Source organism: Ligilactobacillus sp. UO.C109 (assembly GCF_026847815.1).
GTDB lineage: Bacteria > Bacillota > Bacilli > Lactobacillales > Lactobacillaceae > Ligilactobacillus > Ligilactobacillus salivarius.
On sequence record NZ_JAPSFH010000049.1, the window covers coordinates 1 to 19975 of the forward strand.

The 19975-nt window shown below is 34.5% G+C and carries 15 protein-coding genes and 1 pseudogene; 4 read left to right on the forward strand and 12 right to left on the reverse strand.

Features of this window, described 5'->3' with window-relative positions; all coding sequences use genetic code 11:
• Together OZJ21_RS09340 and OZJ21_RS09345 are read left to right on the forward strand one after the other, a co-directional pair.
• Positions 1-1479 (forward strand): hypothetical protein (locus OZJ21_RS09340; protein ID WP_268857731.1); only part of this gene is annotated, 1479 nt, incomplete at its 5' end.
• 1536 nt (positions 1480-3015) lie between these two features.
• The gene (locus OZJ21_RS09345) at positions 3016-3225 is read left to right on the forward strand and encodes a hypothetical protein (RefSeq protein ID WP_268857732.1); all 210 of its coding nucleotides are present in this window, start codon (positions 3016-3018) and stop codon (positions 3223-3225) included.
• Between the two features lie 56 nt (positions 3226-3281).
• On the opposite strand, the pseudogene OZJ21_RS09350 reads toward OZJ21_RS09345, so the two are convergent.
• The 7 genes and pseudogenes from OZJ21_RS09350 to secY2 all read right to left on the reverse strand — a co-directional run.
• A pseudogene (locus OZJ21_RS09350) lies at positions 3282-3551 on the reverse strand (accessory Sec-dependent serine-rich glycoprotein adhesin); the annotation flags it as partial.
• 1109 nt (positions 3552-4660) lie between these two features.
• Positions 4661-4825, reverse strand: a complete 165-nt coding sequence (locus OZJ21_RS09355; protein ID WP_003705713.1) for a hypothetical protein — start codon at positions 4823-4825, stop codon at positions 4661-4663.
• A 20-nt stretch (positions 4826-4845) separates the two neighbouring features.
• Positions 4846-7194 (reverse strand): accessory Sec system translocase SecA2, encoded by a 2349-nt coding sequence (secA2, locus tag OZJ21_RS09360; protein WP_268857733.1) that lies wholly within the window; start codon positions 7192-7194, stop codon positions 4846-4848.
• Between the two features lie 8 nt (positions 7195-7202).
• Positions 7203-8123 (reverse strand): accessory Sec system protein Asp3, encoded by a 921-nt coding sequence (gene asp3 / locus OZJ21_RS09365; protein WP_268857734.1) that lies wholly within the window; start codon positions 8121-8123, stop codon positions 7203-7205.
• Positions 8123-9670, reverse strand: a complete 1548-nt coding sequence (gene asp2 / locus OZJ21_RS09370; protein ID WP_268857735.1) for an accessory Sec system protein Asp2 — start codon at positions 9668-9670, stop codon at positions 8123-8125. The genes asp3 and asp2 overlap by 1 nt, the downstream gene beginning before the upstream one ends.
• Positions 9663-11264, reverse strand: coding sequence for an accessory Sec system protein Asp1 (asp1, locus tag OZJ21_RS09375; protein ID WP_268857736.1), 1602 nt, complete (start codon positions 11262-11264; stop codon positions 9663-9665). Before asp1 ends, asp2 begins: the two co-directional genes overlap by 8 nt.
• A gap of 23 nt (positions 11265-11287) precedes the next feature.
• A complete protein-coding gene (gene secY2 / locus OZJ21_RS09380; RefSeq protein WP_268857737.1) occupies positions 11288-12517 on the reverse strand; it encodes an accessory Sec system protein translocase subunit SecY2 in 1230 nt (409 codons plus the stop codon).
• A 150-nt stretch (positions 12518-12667) separates the two neighbouring features.
• On the opposite strand from secY2, the gene OZJ21_RS09385 reads away from it, so the two are divergent.
• Together OZJ21_RS09385 and OZJ21_RS09390 are read left to right on the forward strand one after the other, a co-directional pair.
• Positions 12668-13789: an endonuclease/exonuclease/phosphatase family protein gene (locus OZJ21_RS09385; protein WP_268857752.1), complete on the forward strand. Its 1122-nt coding sequence runs from the start codon at positions 12668-12670 to the stop codon at positions 13787-13789.
• Positions 13790-13944: 155 nt separating this feature from the next.
• Positions 13945-15336, forward strand: coding sequence for an MFS transporter (locus OZJ21_RS09390; protein ID WP_003705700.1), 1392 nt, complete (start codon positions 13945-13947; stop codon positions 15334-15336).
• Positions 15337-15589: 253 nt separating this feature from the next.
• On the opposite strand, the gene rlmH is transcribed toward OZJ21_RS09390, so the two are convergent.
• From rlmH to OZJ21_RS09415, 5 genes are all read right to left on the reverse strand, one after another.
• Positions 15590-16069, reverse strand: coding sequence for a 23S rRNA (pseudouridine(1915)-N(3))-methyltransferase RlmH (rlmH, locus tag OZJ21_RS09395; RefSeq protein ID WP_003705699.1), 480 nt, complete (start codon positions 16067-16069; stop codon positions 15590-15592).
• 396 nt (positions 16070-16465) lie between these two features.
• Positions 16466-17773: a S1C family serine protease gene (locus OZJ21_RS09400; RefSeq protein ID WP_011475476.1), complete on the reverse strand. Its 1308-nt coding sequence runs from the start codon at positions 17771-17773 to the stop codon at positions 16466-16468.
• 98 nt (positions 17774-17871) lie between these two features.
• Complete coding sequence (locus OZJ21_RS09405; protein ID WP_094371740.1) at positions 17872-18675, reverse strand: MBL fold metallo-hydrolase; 804 nt, start codon at positions 18673-18675, stop codon at positions 17872-17874.
• A gap of 74 nt (positions 18676-18749) precedes the next feature.
• Positions 18750-19100 (reverse strand): MmcQ/YjbR family DNA-binding protein, encoded by a 351-nt coding sequence (locus OZJ21_RS09410; RefSeq protein ID WP_003702729.1) that lies wholly within the window; start codon positions 19098-19100, stop codon positions 18750-18752.
• Between the two features lie 71 nt (positions 19101-19171).
• Positions 19172-19972: a two-component system regulatory protein YycI gene (locus OZJ21_RS09415; RefSeq protein WP_268857738.1), complete on the reverse strand. Its 801-nt coding sequence runs from the start codon at positions 19970-19972 to the stop codon at positions 19172-19174.
• Positions 19973-19975 lie beyond the last annotated feature (3 nt).

The following is a 19975-nucleotide window of genomic DNA, read 5'->3' on the forward strand; positions in this document are numbered from 1 at the left end:
AATGAACTTGATGTGCTCAAGCTTTCGCTTAAGGATGAGCTTGTACTCAAGGATTCACTCAAGCTGCTTGATGTACTTAAGCTTTCACTTAGTGAGGAGCTTGTGCTCAAGGATTCGCTCAAGCTGCTTGATGTACTTAGACTTTCACTTAAGGATGAACTTGTACTCAAGGATTCACTCAACGAACTTGATGTACTTAAGCTTTCACTTAGTGAGGAGCTTGTACTCAAGGATTCACTCAAGCTGCTTGATGTGCTTAGGCTTTCACTTAGTGAGGAGCTTGTACTCAAGGATTCACTCAAGCTGCTTGATGTACTTAGGCTTTCACTTAGTGAGGAGCTTGTGCTCAAGGATTCGCTCAACGAACTTGATGTGCTTAAGCTTTCACTTAGTGAGGAGCTTGTACTCAAGGATTCGCTCAAGCTGCTTGATGTACTTAAGCTTTCACTTAAGGATGAACTTGTACTCAAGGATTCACTCAACGAACTTGATGTACTTAAGCTTTCGCTTAAGGATGAACTTGTACTCAAGGATTCGCTCAAGCTGCTTGATGTACTTAAGCTTTCACTCAAGGATGAACTTGTACTCAAAGATTCGCTCAACGAACTTGATGTACTTAGGCTTTCACTTAGTGAGGAGCTTGTACTCAAGGATTCGCTCAATGAACTTGATGTACTTAAGCTTTCACTTAAGGATGAACTTGTGCTCAAGGATTCACTCAATGAACTTGATGTACTTAAGCTTTCACTTAAGGATGAACTTGTACTCAAGGATTCGCTCAAGCTGCTTGATGTACTTAAGCTTTCACTTAAGGAGGAACTTGTACTCAAGGATTCGCTCAATGAACTTGATGTACTTAGGCTTTCACTTAGTGAGGAGCTTGTACTCAAGGATTCACTCAAGCTGCTTGATGTACTTAGACTTTCGCTTAAGGATGAACTTGTACTCAAGGATTCACTCAAGCTGCTTGATGTACTTAAGCTTTCGCTTAAGGAGGAGCTTGTACTCAAGGATTCACTCAACGAACTTGATGTACTTAAGCTTTCACTTAGTGAGGAACTTGTACTCAAGGATTCGCTCAACGAACTTGATGTACTTAGACTTTCACTTAGTGAGGAGCTTGTACTCAAGGATTCGCTCAAGCTGCTTGATGTACTTAAACTTTCGCTTAAGGATGAACTTGTACTCAAGGATTCACTCAAGCTGCTTGATGTGCTTAGGCTTTCACTCAAGGAGGAACTTGTACTCAAGGATTCACTCAATGAACTTGATGTGCTCAAGCTTTCGCTTAAGGATGAACTTGTACTCAAGGATTCACTCAACGAACTTGATGTGCTTAGGCTTTCACTTAAGGAGGAACTTGTGCTCAAGGATTCACTCAATGAACTTGATGTGCTTAGACTTTCACTTAAGGATGAACTTGTACTCAAGGATTCGCTCATGCTACTTGATGTACTTGCACTCTTTGATTCACTCTGACTTTGTGACGTACTTGCACTCTCACTTGAACTTTTACTTGCACTCTCACTTGAACTTTTACTTGCACTTTCACTTTCACTTGTACTTTCACTCGTCAATTCCTTTGGAATTGTCGAATCAATTGTACCTGTACGGGCCTTATCATCTACCTTTAAGTTATAAACTTCTTGACCAACTAATTGACCTTGCAAGGTTGGATAAGACGTATACTTACCAAAATAATACCAATCGATGGCATTTTGATAAGTATTAGCAATCGCATAAACACCAGAAAAGGCTCCGTTATAATTTCCTGCTGCAAGATCAGCTTGGGCAGCATTACTATGTAGAGTCGTAAAGGTAACTGTATAAGAAGCAGCCATAGTTCGAGTGGTATCTCCCCATGATTGGAGGTACATAGCCGTCCCAATTGTGTTCTTATTGAAAGAAGTGATAAATGGTGCTTTATTTACCACCATATCTTTGGAATTTTGTCCGTCTCGTGCTGTTGCATTATCAAATTCGTTATTAAAAGCAAAAGCATTACCAATTTTATCATCTGTATCGCTTACCCGGCCCGAAAAGACCGAGTTATCAAAGTTGTCAGGCATATTCCAAATATCTGCATACCGACCAAATTGATAGATCTTATTCGGGGTGTCACTAATTACTCCATTTGTCTTATTAACGTCCCCTGGCTTAAATGTGATATCTGCTTCTGTATTGACATCCCCTGACGCAGGATCATTTGCCGAGTTTCGTACCTTCAGACCAGTTCCTAGTGGGAAATCCGGACCCTTATAGTAATAAGTCGTTCCTGATCGTAAGCTAACACGGACATTCACATCGCTATTGATTTTGTAATCCTTAGTTAGGTAAAAACCCATTTGGGCGTGTACTAAGCCATATTTCGTAGTCTTCTTATCAGCATCATATGATACACCCTGTTCTGGATAGAAGGTAATCGTCCACTGAGTTTTCCCACCACCTAGGTCCTCTTTTTTCACTTCAACATTATTCTTAGCAACACCAGCTGTTTGATATTTATCCCGACTAGTATAAGCATTGACATCCCACCATAATCGGTTATTTGTATCTCCGGGAATCCACTTGTATTTATCGTTGCCCTTACTTCCCCAATAGGCAGGCGTATCTCCCGATTCCGTATTGGTATCGGGCGTACCTAAACTTGAATTAGTTTGGGCATTTACCATAAAGATATTAGGCTTTATTGAAGAAGATGGTGTCTTTATTTCGTTCATTAATAAAGCAAGATTATCAATACCATATTGGTAATCTTGTTCTGTCAAACTCGTACTACTTTGCATGACAGTAGCATATTGTTTAACTGTTGCTACTAAAGCTGTTTTTAAATCTGAACTTGATGATTTAAAAGCATCGCTATTTACAAAATCTGTAGCTTGATTAATTAAACCTTGTAATTTATCTTTGGCTGTAGTTCCAGTTGTAGTTTGACTATTTTCAAGACTTGTAGAAGCTAATGATTCACTTTTACTTGTAGTCTGAGAAGAAACAGACTGACTGTTTGAATCAGACTTGCTTTCACTAATTGACTCACTTCTAGAATTACTATCAGAGCGAGTTTCACTAGTTGAACTGCTATTAGTATTTAAAGATACAGATTCACTCTTGGAAACAGATGCTTCTGGTTGTACGTTGCTTTCACTTGTACTCAAACTATCACTTACACTACTGCTACCAGATCCTGAACTTAAGTTAACAGTATCTTTATTTACTAAATTTTGATTGCTGTCTAACTGCTTTGTATCAGCTAAAGCAGTGTTAGCAGTTAATACCGTACCTCCGGCAACTGCTCCCAATGCCACAGCACCTTTCAATGCTGCGGTTAAGCCATCTGAACTTAATTTATCCTCTGATTTCTTATCCTTTTCTTTGCTAACAAGTTGAGTATTTATAGCTGATTTATCTAATCTTCCCTTAAACACTCTTATTAACCCTATAGAAGAGATTAATGAACTTACCCATTGCTTGCCAGCTTTATAGAGTTTGACGTGTGTCTTTCTATCATTTTCAAATTCAAAGAAATCTTTCTTATTTCTTCTGAATTTCAATATTCAATCCCCCATATCTAAATTGAATTATAGAATCAATCAAAATCCAAAAATTTTAATTAATCTAACAAATAATTATAAACATTTTATGCAATTCTTCAATACCTTAGAATGTTGGAAAATTTAAAATTCATAAAATTTTGCACTTCAGAATTCCTTTTACATAAACGTTTTTTACATAATAATCAACATAGTGTTGATTATTATTTTTGATGAAATTTAACATCTAAACATTAATATATAGCTATCTATACTAGGTTAATCTACATAAAGTTTAAAAAAAATACCTTTTTATTCTAAAATAACTCTATTTTAAAAAATAGTTAAAAATTTATTATTTTCTACCCCCCCCCCCATATATTTTTGCTTTTTAATATAAAATTTTAATAATATATTAATAATAATCTTATAATTCAATAATTAAAATTTATATTTAAACAAAAAAACATGGCTCTAATCATTTAAATTAGAACCATGTCTTTTATAAATGTTTTCAACATATTAAAGTCTTTTAAATTAACCCCATTTGTTATAAGACAGGCAATTAAATACCAAACTATCACTTAGACACAATGTAGGTTAATCTACATTAGTAATCAATTAAGATGCCAACTTCTACTTCATTGACATATAATCCGCCTATGTCTCATCCTCTAGAATTGGCTACTCAAACTATCAAACTTTCCATATAACCCAATTCTAAAGGGATTCACTCAAACTACCACTGATAATCTACATAAACAGATTATTCAGACTCAAAATCACTGTAAAGAATATTTTATCTTTGACTTGGGTTTTGAAAACATTATTAATTTTTAGATAAGAAATAAATTATATAAAAATATCCTACCTAACTTAATCTTATACAATAAACCATCTAAATACAAGTGTTAAAATACAACTTTTACTTTTTATCTCAACTGCTACTAAATTAAAATTTATTTTATAGCATAAATTATTTTATTTATCTTACTAACATTAAATTAATTTTTTAGTTTTATTCTATTGAATATAATTTTCTACTATAAGTTTTACTTTACATCTTCGTTATTTTTCTACACAAAAAATACTGAAAATCCATATACTACTATAGATTTTCAGTATTTTACTTAGATATATCTTAACAACATTCCCAACAACATTAGTGAGAAAATAATGAACATCATCCATTCCCTTAGATGCGACTTCTTTCGTTTCTTAACTGGCTCGTATCGTGCTTCATCAAGTCGTTTATTGATATTTTCTTCTAATAAGTCTTTTTTCTTATCACTCATCGCGTAATCCCCCCTATCTTCTAAGCAAAGTAAATATCTTTCTTACCATCTGCGCCTATTTCAATCACACTTAACATGATATTCTGTACAATTAACCTATTAACAAATTTCTGCATTCTCTTGAAAGAACGCTCAGCTTCTTTATGGTATTCAAAAACTGGATTTCTCTGAGCAGTCGCACGATTAGATACGACTGTTCTTAATTGTTGCAAGTTATCTACTTCTTCAATCCAACCAGTATCAATCGCCTTTAGTACTGATAGACGATAGAATCTTATAACTTCATCAACACTATCTAGATCTTCTCTTTTCTTCTCTAAAGACTGTTTTACAATATCATGGAGTAATTTTCTCACTTCTTCCAATTGATCAATTGGAAAGTCCATTGGTACCCCACTGTAAGTATAACTTAGATTATCAAAAATAAAGCGTGACAGTTCGTTTCTAGTCCAAGTCTTATGCTCTTTTAGATATTCATCTAAGTAATTCATAACGAATTTTTCTGCATCAAACTTAAACTCTACATCACTATCAATCAATTCATTACGCTGACTGTAAATCAAATTACGCTGCATCTTTGAACTTTCATCATAGTCCAGTGTTTGTTTACGCTCCATAACACCTTGATTATCATGACTCTTTTGCGCCCTTTGAACTGCTCTTCTAAAACGATACTGTTTCAATTCTCTGGGCTCAGCCGGATTATCATTGCGGTGCTTTTTAAAATATTTGTATAGCCATTTAGGGCCATTATTAATAACTGTATCATCTTCTAGTGAGATAAAGAATTGACTAAATCCTGGATCTCCCTGACGTCCAGAACGTCCACGTAATTGTAGCTCGGTTCGTTTGCTAGGCATTAATTCAGTACCAATAACAGCTAAGCCTCCGAGTTCTTTGACACCTTTACCGAGCTTAATATCAGTTCCACGACCAGCCATTGATGTCGCTACTGTAACTGCACCCCATTGTCCTGCCTCAGAGATAATTTCAGCTTCCTTAGCAGCGTTATGTGCGTTCAGTAAGTTATGTGGAATTTGTTCATGTAATAGGATTTCAGAGTAGATTTCTGATAATTCCACATTGGCTGTTGTTAGTAAGATTGGTTGCCCCTTTGCATGTAGCTCTTTTACTAATTTTAATGAAGCTCTTAGCTTTTCTTTTAATGTTGGATAAATCTTATCAGGATAATCTTTTCTAATAACAGGCTTATTGGTTGGAATCTGAATAACTTTCATGTAGTAAGTCTCGATAAATTCCTCGTTCGCAGTCTTTCCAGTTCCCGTCATTCCACCAATCTTCTTAAACAATCTAAAGAAGTTCTGGTAGGTAATTGAAGCCATTGCTCGCGTATCATCACTGATTTTCGCTCCCATCGCAGCTTCAATCGCTTGTTGCTGTCCTTGTTGTAACTTGGTATTTTCCAAAATTCGTCCTTCAGTTGAGTCAAGCAAGTACATTTCTCCATCTTCCACCACGAAGTCCTTACCAATTTCAAACAAATTATGTGCCTTTAAAGCTAAGGCAATATGTCTGACCAATTCAACATGTTTTCCGTCATATAGGTTAGGCACTCTAAAGTAACTTTCAGCAGCATCTATTCCTTGTTCAGTTAACCAGACGTTATTTTTCTCTTCGTCCATTCGATAATCTTCATCTTCAGTTAGAGATACCACGAACTCATCAACCATTTTATAAATATTAGACTGGACACGTGGTGCTCCAGAAATAACTAAAGGTGTAGTTGCTGTATCAAGTAGAACTGCATCAACCTCATCAACAATTACATAACTGAATTCAGGCATAAATTTTTCTTCTTTAGAGCTCGCTAAATTATCAATTAAGTAATCGAACCCTAGACTAGAATTGGTAGTATAAACAATATCGGAATTATAAATTTTCCTCTTATCTTCAGGTTTTAACTCATCAGCATTTTCTGGAACTGCAGAAGCCGCTGAAAGTCCCATCCAGTTGTAAACCTGACTCATTTCTTCACAGTCTCGATTAGCTAGGTAATCATTAGTTGTTACTAAAATTGTACTTTCTCCTGATAGAGCATTCAGGTAAAGTGGCATGGTTGCAGTTAAGGTTTTTCCTTCTCCGGTCTTCATTTCAGCAATATTACCTTGATGAAGGACGATTCCTCCCATAACTTGGACATCATAAGGGAACATTCCTAGTACACGTTTATCAGCTTCACGTATCGCCGCAAAAGCTTCCGGCAAGATACTGTCTAAGGATTCTCCATTCTTCACTCTTTTTCTAAATTGCTTAGTTTTATCCTTTAGTTGATTATCGCTGAGCTTTGCCATCTCATCAGCATGTTTATTCACTTTTTTTAGAATCTTCTTTATTACCCTCAAACTCATACTATCACCTAAATCTCAAATTCCTGCAGTCTATTAATCCCATTTACTAGTGTTTTGACAAAGCCTACCTCTTCATTAACGCTTTGATACCATACTTTTACTTGGGGCTTTTGATAAGCTCGAAGCAAGATTTTTCTTTCACTCTCAGATAAATCTTGTTTTTCAGTTTCAATCTCAGCTAAAGATAATTCTTCATCCGTTACATAACCTGAATATCCTAAAAGGGCATTATAGTACTTAACTCCTACATTCCCATAGGCTCCATAACTAACTAAACGGATTTTTTGATATTTATCTTTCATATCGCGTAGATACTGTTCAATTTCATCGCTAATAAAGAATCCTCCACCCCATAAAGAACTAGCGATTGCCATTGTATTTCCTAATTTCTCCACTTGTTTTCGCTTAATACTTGGTATAGCATGATGATTTGGCTCTACCAACAACACTGTCAATTCATCAGAAGGACGTAAAAATTCCATAAATTCATAATCGCCCCAAATTATCGGAGTTTCACTAATTTCTATTTGTTGGAATTCTACTTGTTCACATCCTGCACTCATTAATTCCATCGTATAACTATGAGCATCTTCTGGATATTCAAAACTTCCCAGTTGTTGCTTGATATAGACTTTCTTAATACTTTCACCCAAATTATCTTTAAAGTCCAACTTGATATATGCGGAATTAGCTGGAATAGTTTCAAATTTAGCTGCTAAATAATAAGTATGGCCCTTACGCAACAATGGCAACTGCGGAAAATTACGAAATGCTTGATAATTAAATGAAGTTCCCCAGAATGCAATACTTTTTCCCGGAGATATCAAACTATTCTTAAAGCTTACGGAATTATAATGGAAAGTTATCTGTGACCCATATCTATAATAATTACGCTTATTCCAATAAATGATATACTTCTTATAATCCATTAACTTTCCTCACCCCTAAACTCATTCAATACATGCTGATACTCTGTAAGGAACCATCTTACAATTGATGGAGAATCATCATTATGACGACCTGTATATCCATGACCGATAACTTTTTCAATCTTCTCTGCTTTGTGAGTTAAATTATAAAAAGCCTTAGGGTCATAGTCATCTTCTTTCATATATGCAACATAGATTGTCGTATTTTTAAGACTCGCATTAGTAAATTTATCCCAAAAAATATCATTTAACTTCTCAGCTGCTTCTCTATTATTTGCTCCCACTCTCGCCAACATTACATCTAAGGCTGTATCAAATGCATTAGGACGATGGAGTCGCCCATTTAAAGCAATATCACCTACGCCTAATAATGGTTTCCCTAGAATAATCGCATGTGGTTCTAGTGTTAATCCGTAATACATCGCTCCAAAAGTCCCCATAGAAAGTCCAGATAGTATTAATTGGTTCTCTGTAAATCCTAGCCAATCTAACTTTTCTCTAATAGCTTTAACTAGTCCATTCTCAAGTGTCTTAGACCCTAGATAAAAGCTACCACCTTCTAAACGTGTATCAGTAACTAAAATAAATGGTGATTTCATTTTCTTCAACATGAAGTACCCTTCAAAACCTTCAGCTGATTTATAACCTGAAAAATAAATATTCAATGGTGGCTTCATATCACCTGGATCAAACAAATAGAATAATTCATCTCTATTTTCATCAACAATACGTTCTCCACCATTTAGGAAAAATCCTTGGTTTATTCTTGAAAATCTTTGATGAACATTGCCTAACCTTATCTTTCCCTTTCCTTTGATGTATATGTTTAAGGACATTGCTTTATCATTATTTTCCCCTTCAAGGATCACAGGTCGATTTAAATTATTACCATCTATACTCCAAGTCTCTAATTCGTTATCTAAATACCAATTGGCTGGTCTTGAAAATTCAAGTTTAATCTCTACTCCTGGATCTTTGATATATTCTATCCAAAATTCAAGTTTAATCTCTTCCTTACCTGCTATATTATAAGTATTTGAAATAATAGGATAATAATCATCGCCAAAATCATCATCTAAAACTAGATACTTTCCGCCTTCAATCTTGTATTCACCTTTATAGCTAGGATTTATTATATAGTTTCCTACGTTAGTAGCTGCAGTATCTCCATACTGACCACTAAAGAATTTACATCCTAAATTAGACATAAATTCATCCATATCTTTATCTAGAATAACTTTGGCCATTTTTTTCTTAAAAAAGTAACTCTGACTTTCAGTTTGAGCGTCAATTCCGTCAGTATAAAATACTGTATATGCCGCTACAAAATTATCTAATGCCATTAAATCTGTTTTTTCATCCATGTCCGTTATAAAAGCCATATTAAATTGTAGACGTCGATGTTGTTTCTTTTCCTCTGCATTTAACTGAGCAATTCTCTCAGACAAATTTTCTGGATCTATCACTAACCATTGAACATTATCTGGCATAGAGTATTTTTCAGATAAATCGTTCTTTCCTACTTGTACTAAGGTTATTTTACTCACTCAAACTTTCCCCCTTTTTCGACAACTGTAAAGCATCGTTCCACAATCCTACTAAGTTGTCACTGGAATACTGTACGATCTTCTTGGCAGTATATACCAACGCTTCATTCCAATTCTTCAATCCCACTAAGTAATGCTCCAACGCATGTTTTAACTCTAATGAATCTGGCACTATCAAACCATTCTTTTGATGATCAACATAAGGGCTAGGAACTGAATTAATTTGTGGAATTCCCGCACTTATCCCTGCAATTTGAAGATATAGATCCATATCCTTGCCCATATCTATAATCAAACGAACAAAATTCAACTTGCTAACAAGCGAATTTTCAGAATCAATCTTATAAAAATCAACTCGTTTAAAGAGTTTAACATTACGCAGAATTTCCTGACTTTCTTCATCTTGAAGTTCATTTTCTGCCATTTCTGCTGCCTGTACATCAGCTTCAGTGATATTTAACTTGTCTAATATTCTTTCTTTTAAATAGTCCAATTTCTCCATTGAACTAGAATTAGCAGCATAGCCACCCAATATCAGTTCAACATATTTATTTTTCTGCATAAATTGTACGACTTCATTAGTCACTATCTTTAATTCTTCAATTGGAGTTTTATCAACTAATACGAATACTCTCAAAGCTCTAATTCGCTGACTTTGTCCCAAGCGCAACCGACTATCAAATGGCGGAATTTGCAAGACCGGCAACTGTATATTTAATTCAGCTAGCTTATCTTTTACCAATTCCGTATTTCTTGGAGTATCGGCTACAATCACGTCCACTTTTTTTAATTGCTCTAAATCAGGAAAATCATGTTCAATATCTAAACGATCACTAAAAATACTCATAATCACTTTACTTTGTCTAGGTAGATCTAAAATTCTTTGATTATGTCTTTTTTCTCCTGCAAGTACGACTACATCATCTTCAGTAAGATTATGTTCAATGAATTCAGAGTATTTTTCGGAAATCAAATCTCTCATTGAGTCATAATTTGTTTGTTTAAAATCTTGCTTGAACAAAGGATTAACTGTCACTTTACCATCATGTTCCAGCCTAAATCTCCATTCACCAGCTAAATTGAAGAATTCTTGTTTTTCAAAACCATTATCATTATGTGTGATAATACTCGACAAAAAGCCTCGATCATCAAAGATATAAACTTTAGAAAGCTTCTTTTCCTTAAAGAAATTTATTCTTTGAAGTTGTCCTAAATTTCCACTGATAATTTGTGCATATGGTTGATTATCTACCCTTACTAAAATGTAAAAGGGATTATAAATAAAGACCGCATTTTTAGGCCAAGCAAATTCTAGAGGATTAACTGGTCTAATATTATCAAGGTGGGTGTCTTGTATATCATCAAAAATACTATAATAATCAATGTCATACAAATCTTGTCTTTGTAAGAAATCTCGCAACATTGGAGCGTATTCTAGAATAATTGTCTTATTCTTCTCCTCAGCTCGATTGAACATCATTAACTGATTGACCGTATCATCGAATTCCATCTTATTGGTTGTAAAATACCATTCTGGGTAAGTCGTTGACCAGTCATTATCACTCTGATTCCATGTCGGAATAAAGTAGAACACTGCTTTCACTTCCTAACTATCACTTATTTAATCCATTTCTTGTAACTGTATAAACTCTTACCAGCACGAATCTGATCTTGAGTAGTAAAGATCATACCAACACACATTAATGCCATTCCCGGCAACATTACCACTTTTCTATAACTTGGGAAAAGCACCCCTAGATACAAAGGAGAACCAGCAATTATACAAATATATATTGATCCAAAAACTGAAAAGAACCAGACATATTTATTGATATAACGTTTGGTATCTTTCCCAGGTCTTACCCCTTTAATGTAGTCACCACTATTACGTAACCCTTCAGCAAGCTGGCCAGCATCAATATTTACAAACCCAAACACAATTGATAATGTAAATAGAACAATAATATACATAGTTGCCCCCGCAAATGTATACATAGACATGCCTTTTTCAAATATCTTTAAAAATCCTACTGGAAAATGGTGAGCAAGGATTTGTAACAAATAACTAGCAATCATAAACATTGACATCGCAAACATGATCGCCATCCCACCACTTGCATTGGGTTTAATTGGAATATAAGATTCTTTATTTAGATTATTGTTTATCATTACCTGCGTTACTGGTATTCGATATTCTGAACGTTCCATAAGAACCGATAAAACTATAATCAAAAGAATCGCCAGAATTACTATACTCGTGATTAGAACTGCATGGGGACTCTTGGAAATTTTCTTAAAACCTTCTCCTGCTTGTTGTCCAATCCCAGATATAATCCCAAACAGCATAATTAACATCATTCCGCCGACACCTTTACTGCCGTTAATTGTCGATAGATATATCGTCAGAAATCCCCCTGCTAACAAGATGCAAACTATACCGGCTTTATACATTAAATCCAACTTCAAATCAAAGTTCATCACAATTCCGATAGCTTGGATGATTGATACAACCAGTGTTATCAGATTTCTTACGTAGCCACTCTCTTTTTCGCTTAGATTTCCTAATCCTAGTGGCTTTATCATAGCTAAAACCGACCATAAAATCATAACAATCATATATGGTCCTAGCCCCATCGACATTAACGTCAGTTTCGTTAGATTTCCCCCTGTTGCACTACTTGTCAGCTGCATAATATAATTACTCTTCGCTTCCGCAACCGTATCCCCTAAAGGAATAGGTATCGAAGACCCCAGTATGTATATCGTCAAAATGACTGCAGTTGTCATAAATTTGGGCGCAAAAAAACTAAATAGCGTATCCTTTTTAGGCTTTTTTCTTAATCTCATCCACTCATCCTCATTTTTTTATATTCTTATCTAATAGTATACCTTGTACAACGGATTATTGTTAACCGTATATTAAAAAAATTATTTCCCAGGTTATTTTCATGCTATAATTTTTTTAGATTTTTTAGAGAGGATTTGATTATTTTGCGAATGAAACATCCCATTTTACATTGGGGACTAATATTTATTTTAGGTTTATTAGGATGTTTGGTTGTGTTTATTGGTGCCTATGTAATCTATATGCAGACACATTATTATAGAATTAAAGATTATCAATCACTACCTATTAAACAAAAACTTACGCATCCTAACAAATTACAAACAAATACTACCTACTCTGCTGCTACATATAATGTTGGATTTGGAGCATATAATCAGAAGTTTAGTTTTTTTATGGATACCGGCAAAATGAAAGACGGTACTAAAACTCAAGGAAAATACGGAAAAGCTGAAAATGAAGCTGCTGTTTTACAAAATACAAATGGTGAAATCAATACGATGAAAAAAATTAATGCAGACTTCATGTTATTTCAAGAAATAGATATTGATTCATCACGTAGTTATCACATTAATCAAGTAAAAAAAGTGAGTCAAAACTTTGCTAACTATGAAGAAATTTTTTCGAATAATTTCCATTCTCCTTATTTGTTATATCCTCTAAATGATCCACATGGAGCAGTTCAATCAGGACTATTATCACTCAGTAAATATCCTGTAGAACAAGCTACTCGTCGTAAATACCCTGTTTCTACCAGTTTCATTACTAAATTTACTGATTTAGATAGATGTTTCACCGTTATGAAAATTCCAGTAACTAATGGTCATAAACTGATTTTAATTAATAGTCATATGTCTGCTTATGATAAAGGTGGTAAAATGCGTGTTAAACAGTTAAAGCTTTTAAATTCTGTCATGGAATCTGAATATAAAAAGGGTAATTATGTCATTGTCGGTGGTGACTTTAACCATACATTTGGTCGAAAGATGTTAACCCATTTTAAGTCCCAACAAGAAATTCCCGACTGGGTGTCTGTCCTCTCTTCGAAAGACCTCGCACCTGATATTCGCATGGTTCATGCTAAAAATGAAAACACTGTTCCAACTTGTCGCGGTACTGATATTCCTTATCAAAAAGGAAAGACTTATACCACAGTTATTGATGGCTTCTTAGTATCCAAGAATATTCAGGCTACTTCTGAAAACATCAACACTGAATTTGCCTATGCCGATCATAATCCAGTTAAATTAAGTTTCAAGCTATTGAATCAATAACCTCTAAGAACGTTGAGCTAATCACGTTCTTTTTTTATTCATAAAATTTTATCGTAAATTCCGAACTTTAATCATTGCACGCAACTTTGTTTTGTGCTATATTGTTTATGGATTTTATGAAACCGTTTACTTTAACGGAGAAAGAAGGTTTTTGTATGTTTAAGAAGTTACTTGCGCCACCTGGCAAAAAGCCACGTCTTTCAGATGCCGAGGTTGCTCGTAAATATCCACGTTATCGTACTCAAGTTATTATCTCTATTTTTGTTGGTTATATGGGGTACTATTTTGTTCGTAATACCACTTCCATTCTTTCTGGGATTTTGAAGATGTCAGCTACCGAAATAGGAATTATAACTTGTGCCAGCTATATTGCTTATGGTGTTTCTAAATTTGTCTCTGGACTTATTTCAGATGAATCAAATTCTAAAATTTTTCTACCTCTAGGACTATTATTATCAGGTATTATTAATATTTTTATCGGTGTTATTCCATCAGTAATCACAAGTGTCTGGCTATTTACCATCTTCTATCTAATCAACGGTTGGTTACAAGGTATGGGATGGCCTCCTGGTGCTAGAACTCTAGTGTACTGGTTTGGTAATAAGGAACGTATCACTTACGGTACTATTTGGAATCTATCACATAATTTTGGTGGGGCTATTGCACCTTTACTAGCAGGTGCTGGCTTGGCACTTGCTGGAAATGATCCATTAGCACAAGCACGTGCAGCATATTGGTTCCCAGGTGTCGTTGTTTGTATCATGGCCGTTATTATTTACTTTATTCAAGAAGATACCCCAGAATCAGTTGGATTACCACCAATTGAAGAATATAAATCAGAAGAATATCGTGAAAGTGATAATGCTAAACTTGAAGAAGATGCTGCTGCTGTTGAAATGAGCATGGGTGAAATTGTTAAGAAATATATTTTGCCAAACACTAAATTAATGTGGTCCTCACTTTACGCTGCTCTCGTTTATATTTTACGTTATGGTATCGTTTCTTGGACCCCTAAGTTCTTAGCAACTAGCATTCAAGACGGTGGTAAAGGTATCACTGCTGCTGCCGGTATGGGAGGATTTTCTTTCTTCGAGCTTGGTGGAATTGCTGGTATGTTAATTGCAGGTTGGGTATCAGCTAAATTATTCAAGAATTCTAAACCTCTAACTAACGTTGCTTGTTTAATCATTACTCTCATATTATTAGTTGCTTATTGGTTTATTCCAGCTGGTCCTGAATATATGATTTGGGACTTCGCAATCCTTATTGGTCTAGGTGCTTCTATTTATGGTCCAGTTATGATGGTTGGTTTATATGCAATGGAACTTGTTCCTAAAGCTGCTGCAGGTGCTGCCGCTGGCTTGTCTGGTACTTTCAGTTATGTTGGTGGCGCTACTGTTGCTACTTTGGTTATCGGTATCATCGTTGACCATTTAGGCTGGGGTGTTGCATTTATCGTATTCGGTATCTCTGGTATTGCTGCTATCATTTGTACCCTACTTTCACGTGATAAATCTCTAGAATATTGGGAAGATGATAAAAAATAATCTAAATATATATAAGTTTTTAAAAAATGACGTTGTACCAATTCCATAAAGAATTGATATAACGTCATTTTTTCTTAATATAATTTGAAAAAGTATTCTGTTTAATTTGCTGGGCTATCGATACTTTGGCTTAATTCCAGATTTTCATTTGCCACTTGGACTATTTCTTCAATCTTACTTTGAATTGCCATTAAAGACACTGCCCCTAAATAAAGACGTGCTGGTGGATTTCCGCCAAATCGTCATTAAATTTCTACTTATGATATGGTCTACCAGCATTTATCATGAATCCACGGTAAATTTGTTCTGTTAAAACCATTCTCATCAGTTGATGAGGAAGTGTGAAACGACCAAAAGAAATTTTTGTATTCGCTCTTTTTAAAACTTCAGGACTTAGTCCCAAAGATCCACCGATAACAAAAGTAATATCACTGGTACCATATGTTCCTAAATCTGCTAACTCTTTAGCAAATTCTTCCGAAGAACGTTCTTTTCCTTCAATAGCAAGGGCGTATACATATTCTTTATCTTTGATTTTCGCTAATATCCGTTCTCCCTCTTTTTCTTTCACGCCTTCCATTTCAGCTGGACTTAATTTTTCAGGAGCTTTTTCATCAGGAACTTCGACAATTTGAAATTTACAAAAAGTACCTAGACGTTTTGCATATTCTGCAATTCCCTGTTTTAAATATTTTTCTTTTAACTTACCCACACCAATAATTTTTATATTCATAAGAAATCCACCTTCACACACAAGTTATTCACAAAGTTATCCACATATCCACAATTGGAATTCCTATATATTGTTACGAATATATTTTCGCCACAAGATTTATTGTTTCTTAATTTGTCAAGAATCAATTACTTATTCACATGAATATTAAATAAAATTAATTTTTATAACTGCTTACAAAAGTTATTATATCAACGTTTATTTTGATTATTATAGTTAGATTATAAAGTTATTAACAATTATTCCACAGTCTGTGGATAACTTTATTTTTGTCTTTTCCCTTTATTCTGTAGTATTTTATGACTTTTCAACAGCCTTAAAATTTGTTATCCAAAAATCTATCCACAAAATAAAAAACACATATCTATCTTACAAGATATGTGCCAAAATTTCTATTTAATTTTCGTTAGATGCTGAAGTGGTATTAGAATCATTTGCTTCTAAAGTCAACTTCACATTAGTAGTCTTCTTACTACCTTCATGATAATACTCAATTGAAACAGTATCACCAATCTTATGTTTGTACAATTCTTCTTTCAATGTCGCTACATCGCTAATCTTCTTACCATTAACCTTTGTAATCACATCATACTTCTTAATATCAGTGTTCTTCAATGGAGAATCAGATTCAACACTCGCAATTACCACACCTTCAGTCACACTACTTGGCAATTTCAATGTTGATGATTGATCACTAGAAGAAATGTTACTCAAATCGACCACTGCCACACCTAAGGCTGGACGAGATACTTTACCATTTTTCACAAGCTGATTAATGATCTTAACAACTTCATTACTTGGAATTGCAAATCCCATTCCTTCAACTGATGTACTGTCACTGCCATATGAACTTGTGCCAGTAGAAGATAATTTCATGGAATTAATTCCGATTACTTGACCCGCTAAGTTGATTAAAGGACCACCAGAGTTACCAGGGTTGATGGCTGCATCCGTTTGAATTACAGTTGCTTGGCCAGTTGCATTACCAGAACTATCAGTTACATCAATTGTACGTTTCTTAGCTGAGATAATCCCTTCAGTTAATGAAGTTGCATATTGAGAACCCAATGGTGAACCGATAGCCAAGGCTGTTTCACCAACTTGAATATTGTCAGAGTCACCAAATGACGCTACTTGTGTTACGTCTTTAGCATTGATCTTCAATACCGCTAAGTCACTAACTGCATCATGTCCAACTTCTGTAGCAGAGACTTTTTTACCACTAGCCAAGATAATTTCAATCTTATTGGATCCAGAAACAACGTGATTATTAGTTACAATGAAAGCTGTATTCCCAGATTTTTTGTAAATCACACCAGAACCTTCACTAGTACTTGTTGTTTCTCCTTTACTACTATTACCAAAGATTGCTTCAAGTGAATCAGATGCACTGCTAGAAGAATAAGCTTCAACTGAAACTACTGCATTTTTCACTGATTTGAAAGCTTTAGTTGTCTGACTACTTACATCTACCTTAATATTAGATGTTTTCGTTGTTCCCAAAGAATTGTTGGAAGTTACATTTCTATTTTCATACCAGTTGTATCCACCAACTGCAATACCTCCACCAAGTAGGCCTGCTACTAAGCTAACAAGTGCAACTTTCTTGATAATTTTATTATTGTTATTGTTGTTGTTATTTTGATTGTTATTTGATGAATTTAATTCTGTAAATTCTCCTTCAATAGGACCTCTTTCACCCATTTTTCCAGCCCCTTTCAAGCTATTTCATAACCTAATTCTAGGATCTAATTATGAAAATTTTGCGAACAAAATAATTAATTTTCTCTAAAAAACTTTCTTTATAATTGGATTAATGGAGTGGCTTGTTTAGGATCTGTATCACAAATTTCAAAGTCATGACCAACCGCTAAATCGTGTTCTTTCATGATATCTTCTACTGTGACATGCGCTAATGCCTTAACATTATTTTCCTGACTTAGATGTCCCAAGAATATTTTCTTAGTATTATTTCCCAAAACATCCATCAAAGCTGCAGCCCCATCATCATTCGACAAGTGCCCTGTATCACTCATAATTCTTTGTTTCAATGACCAGGAGTATGGTCCCATCCGCAACATTTCTGTATCATGATTACATTCAAATAGATAAGCTTCAGCATTATTAATCACACCAGCTACACCATCTGGGACATAGCCAGTATCTGTAACAATCGCAAATGAAGATTTTCCGTGATGTAACTCATAAAATTGAGGTTCAGCGGCATCGTGTGATACACCAAAACTTTCAATATCAACATCGCCAATACTCAAAGTCTTCCCCATATCAAAAATATGCTTTTGCTCCAAAGGAACTTTGCCAATTTTTGCACTCATTGCGTCCCAAGTTCCTTGATTAGCGTAAATATTCATGCCATATCTTCTGGCCAAAACACCTACACCCTTGATATGATCGCTATGTTCATGCGTTACTAATAAGCTATCTACATCCTTCAAAGTTCTACCAATTGAATTCATCAATTCTTCGATCTTTTTCCCAGATAAACCTGCATCTACTAGTACTTTACTCTTAGGTGTTTCAATATATGTAGCATTACCAGTACTTCCGCTTGCTAAAACGCTGATTTTCATTCCTTGATCTTCCACTTTAATATCTGCTCCCTAATTAGTTTCCAACGATAATAATAACAATTTAGTCTTCTTTTTTAAAGTTAATCACTTTATTTTGTGAATTTATAGCTCATTTCTAACAACTTTAATATCTGTTCTGGAGCTACTTTTTTCAATTGTACGCTAATCCAATGTTGCTTATTCATGTGATATGCAGGTAAATATCCTTCTGATTGCTGCAAAATCTCAATTAATTCTGGCTCTAATTTTAAATCTATAATTTCTTCTAACTGAGTACCTTTTAATCCTAATTTTTCTGCTTCAACATCCATAATAATCGCATACCATTTACGATTGTAGTGGTGCCTAAGAACTGCATAATTAGGGTTTTTCTTCCATAAATATTCTGGATTTACTTGATGATGTTCAGCGACATATGCAAATAATTCTTTACGTTCCACTAACTCTACCTCCCTCAGCCAAATCGTGCAAAAAAATAGAACTAAGAAATTTTCCTAGTTCTATTTTCTCACTAATCGTCCATGATTGCACCAGTGAACGCATTTAAGCGTCGATATTGTACTATTCCTGATGTGTCACTCTTTATCTTAACATTCCATGTTGGAATTAAAATTGTATTATTATTAGCTATCAACAACTTAGTATATCCTAGTTTTACCCATTCAACAGTAGAGTTAGCCGGAATCTTGTTATATTGATACAACAAAATAACTGCTCGTCTCTGGCTAATCGTCTTCTTCACTTCTCTTAATTGATGAATTTTAGCGAGATGACGTTGAGTATAACCTACAACATAACCACCTTTAACCGTAAATCTCAATTGACCCTCAGGTGTATAGATTGGCTTTCCATGCACCATTTGCGTATAAACAATGGTATTTTTACTTGATAATTCTTTAGAGTATGCATAGTCTTTCCCATGAATTATCAAGCTCGCATCATCAACTACTGAATTTAAAGTTTTTTGTGGATTATCGCTATCATTTATTTTAATTAACGTGGTAAAATCACCCGTCAATTTATGATCATTATATGTCCAGGTAACGTAGCGTAAATCAGTATCAGCTTTATTCTTCAAATCATCGCTATTAGGACTTGCAAGATAATAACCTTCACTAGCTCGATTCGACAATATCGGATTTATTTCAATCTGATCATTCCGAATACTCTTCATAATCGTTTCATTAGCACCCTGGTTAGAATTCTTTATTGATACTACAGACCAATTTTGTTGAAAGTAGGTAAATATCAAAAAGATATCGAGAACTATGAAAGCTAGAAAGAATATCCACTCAATTCGTCTAAAATTCATACT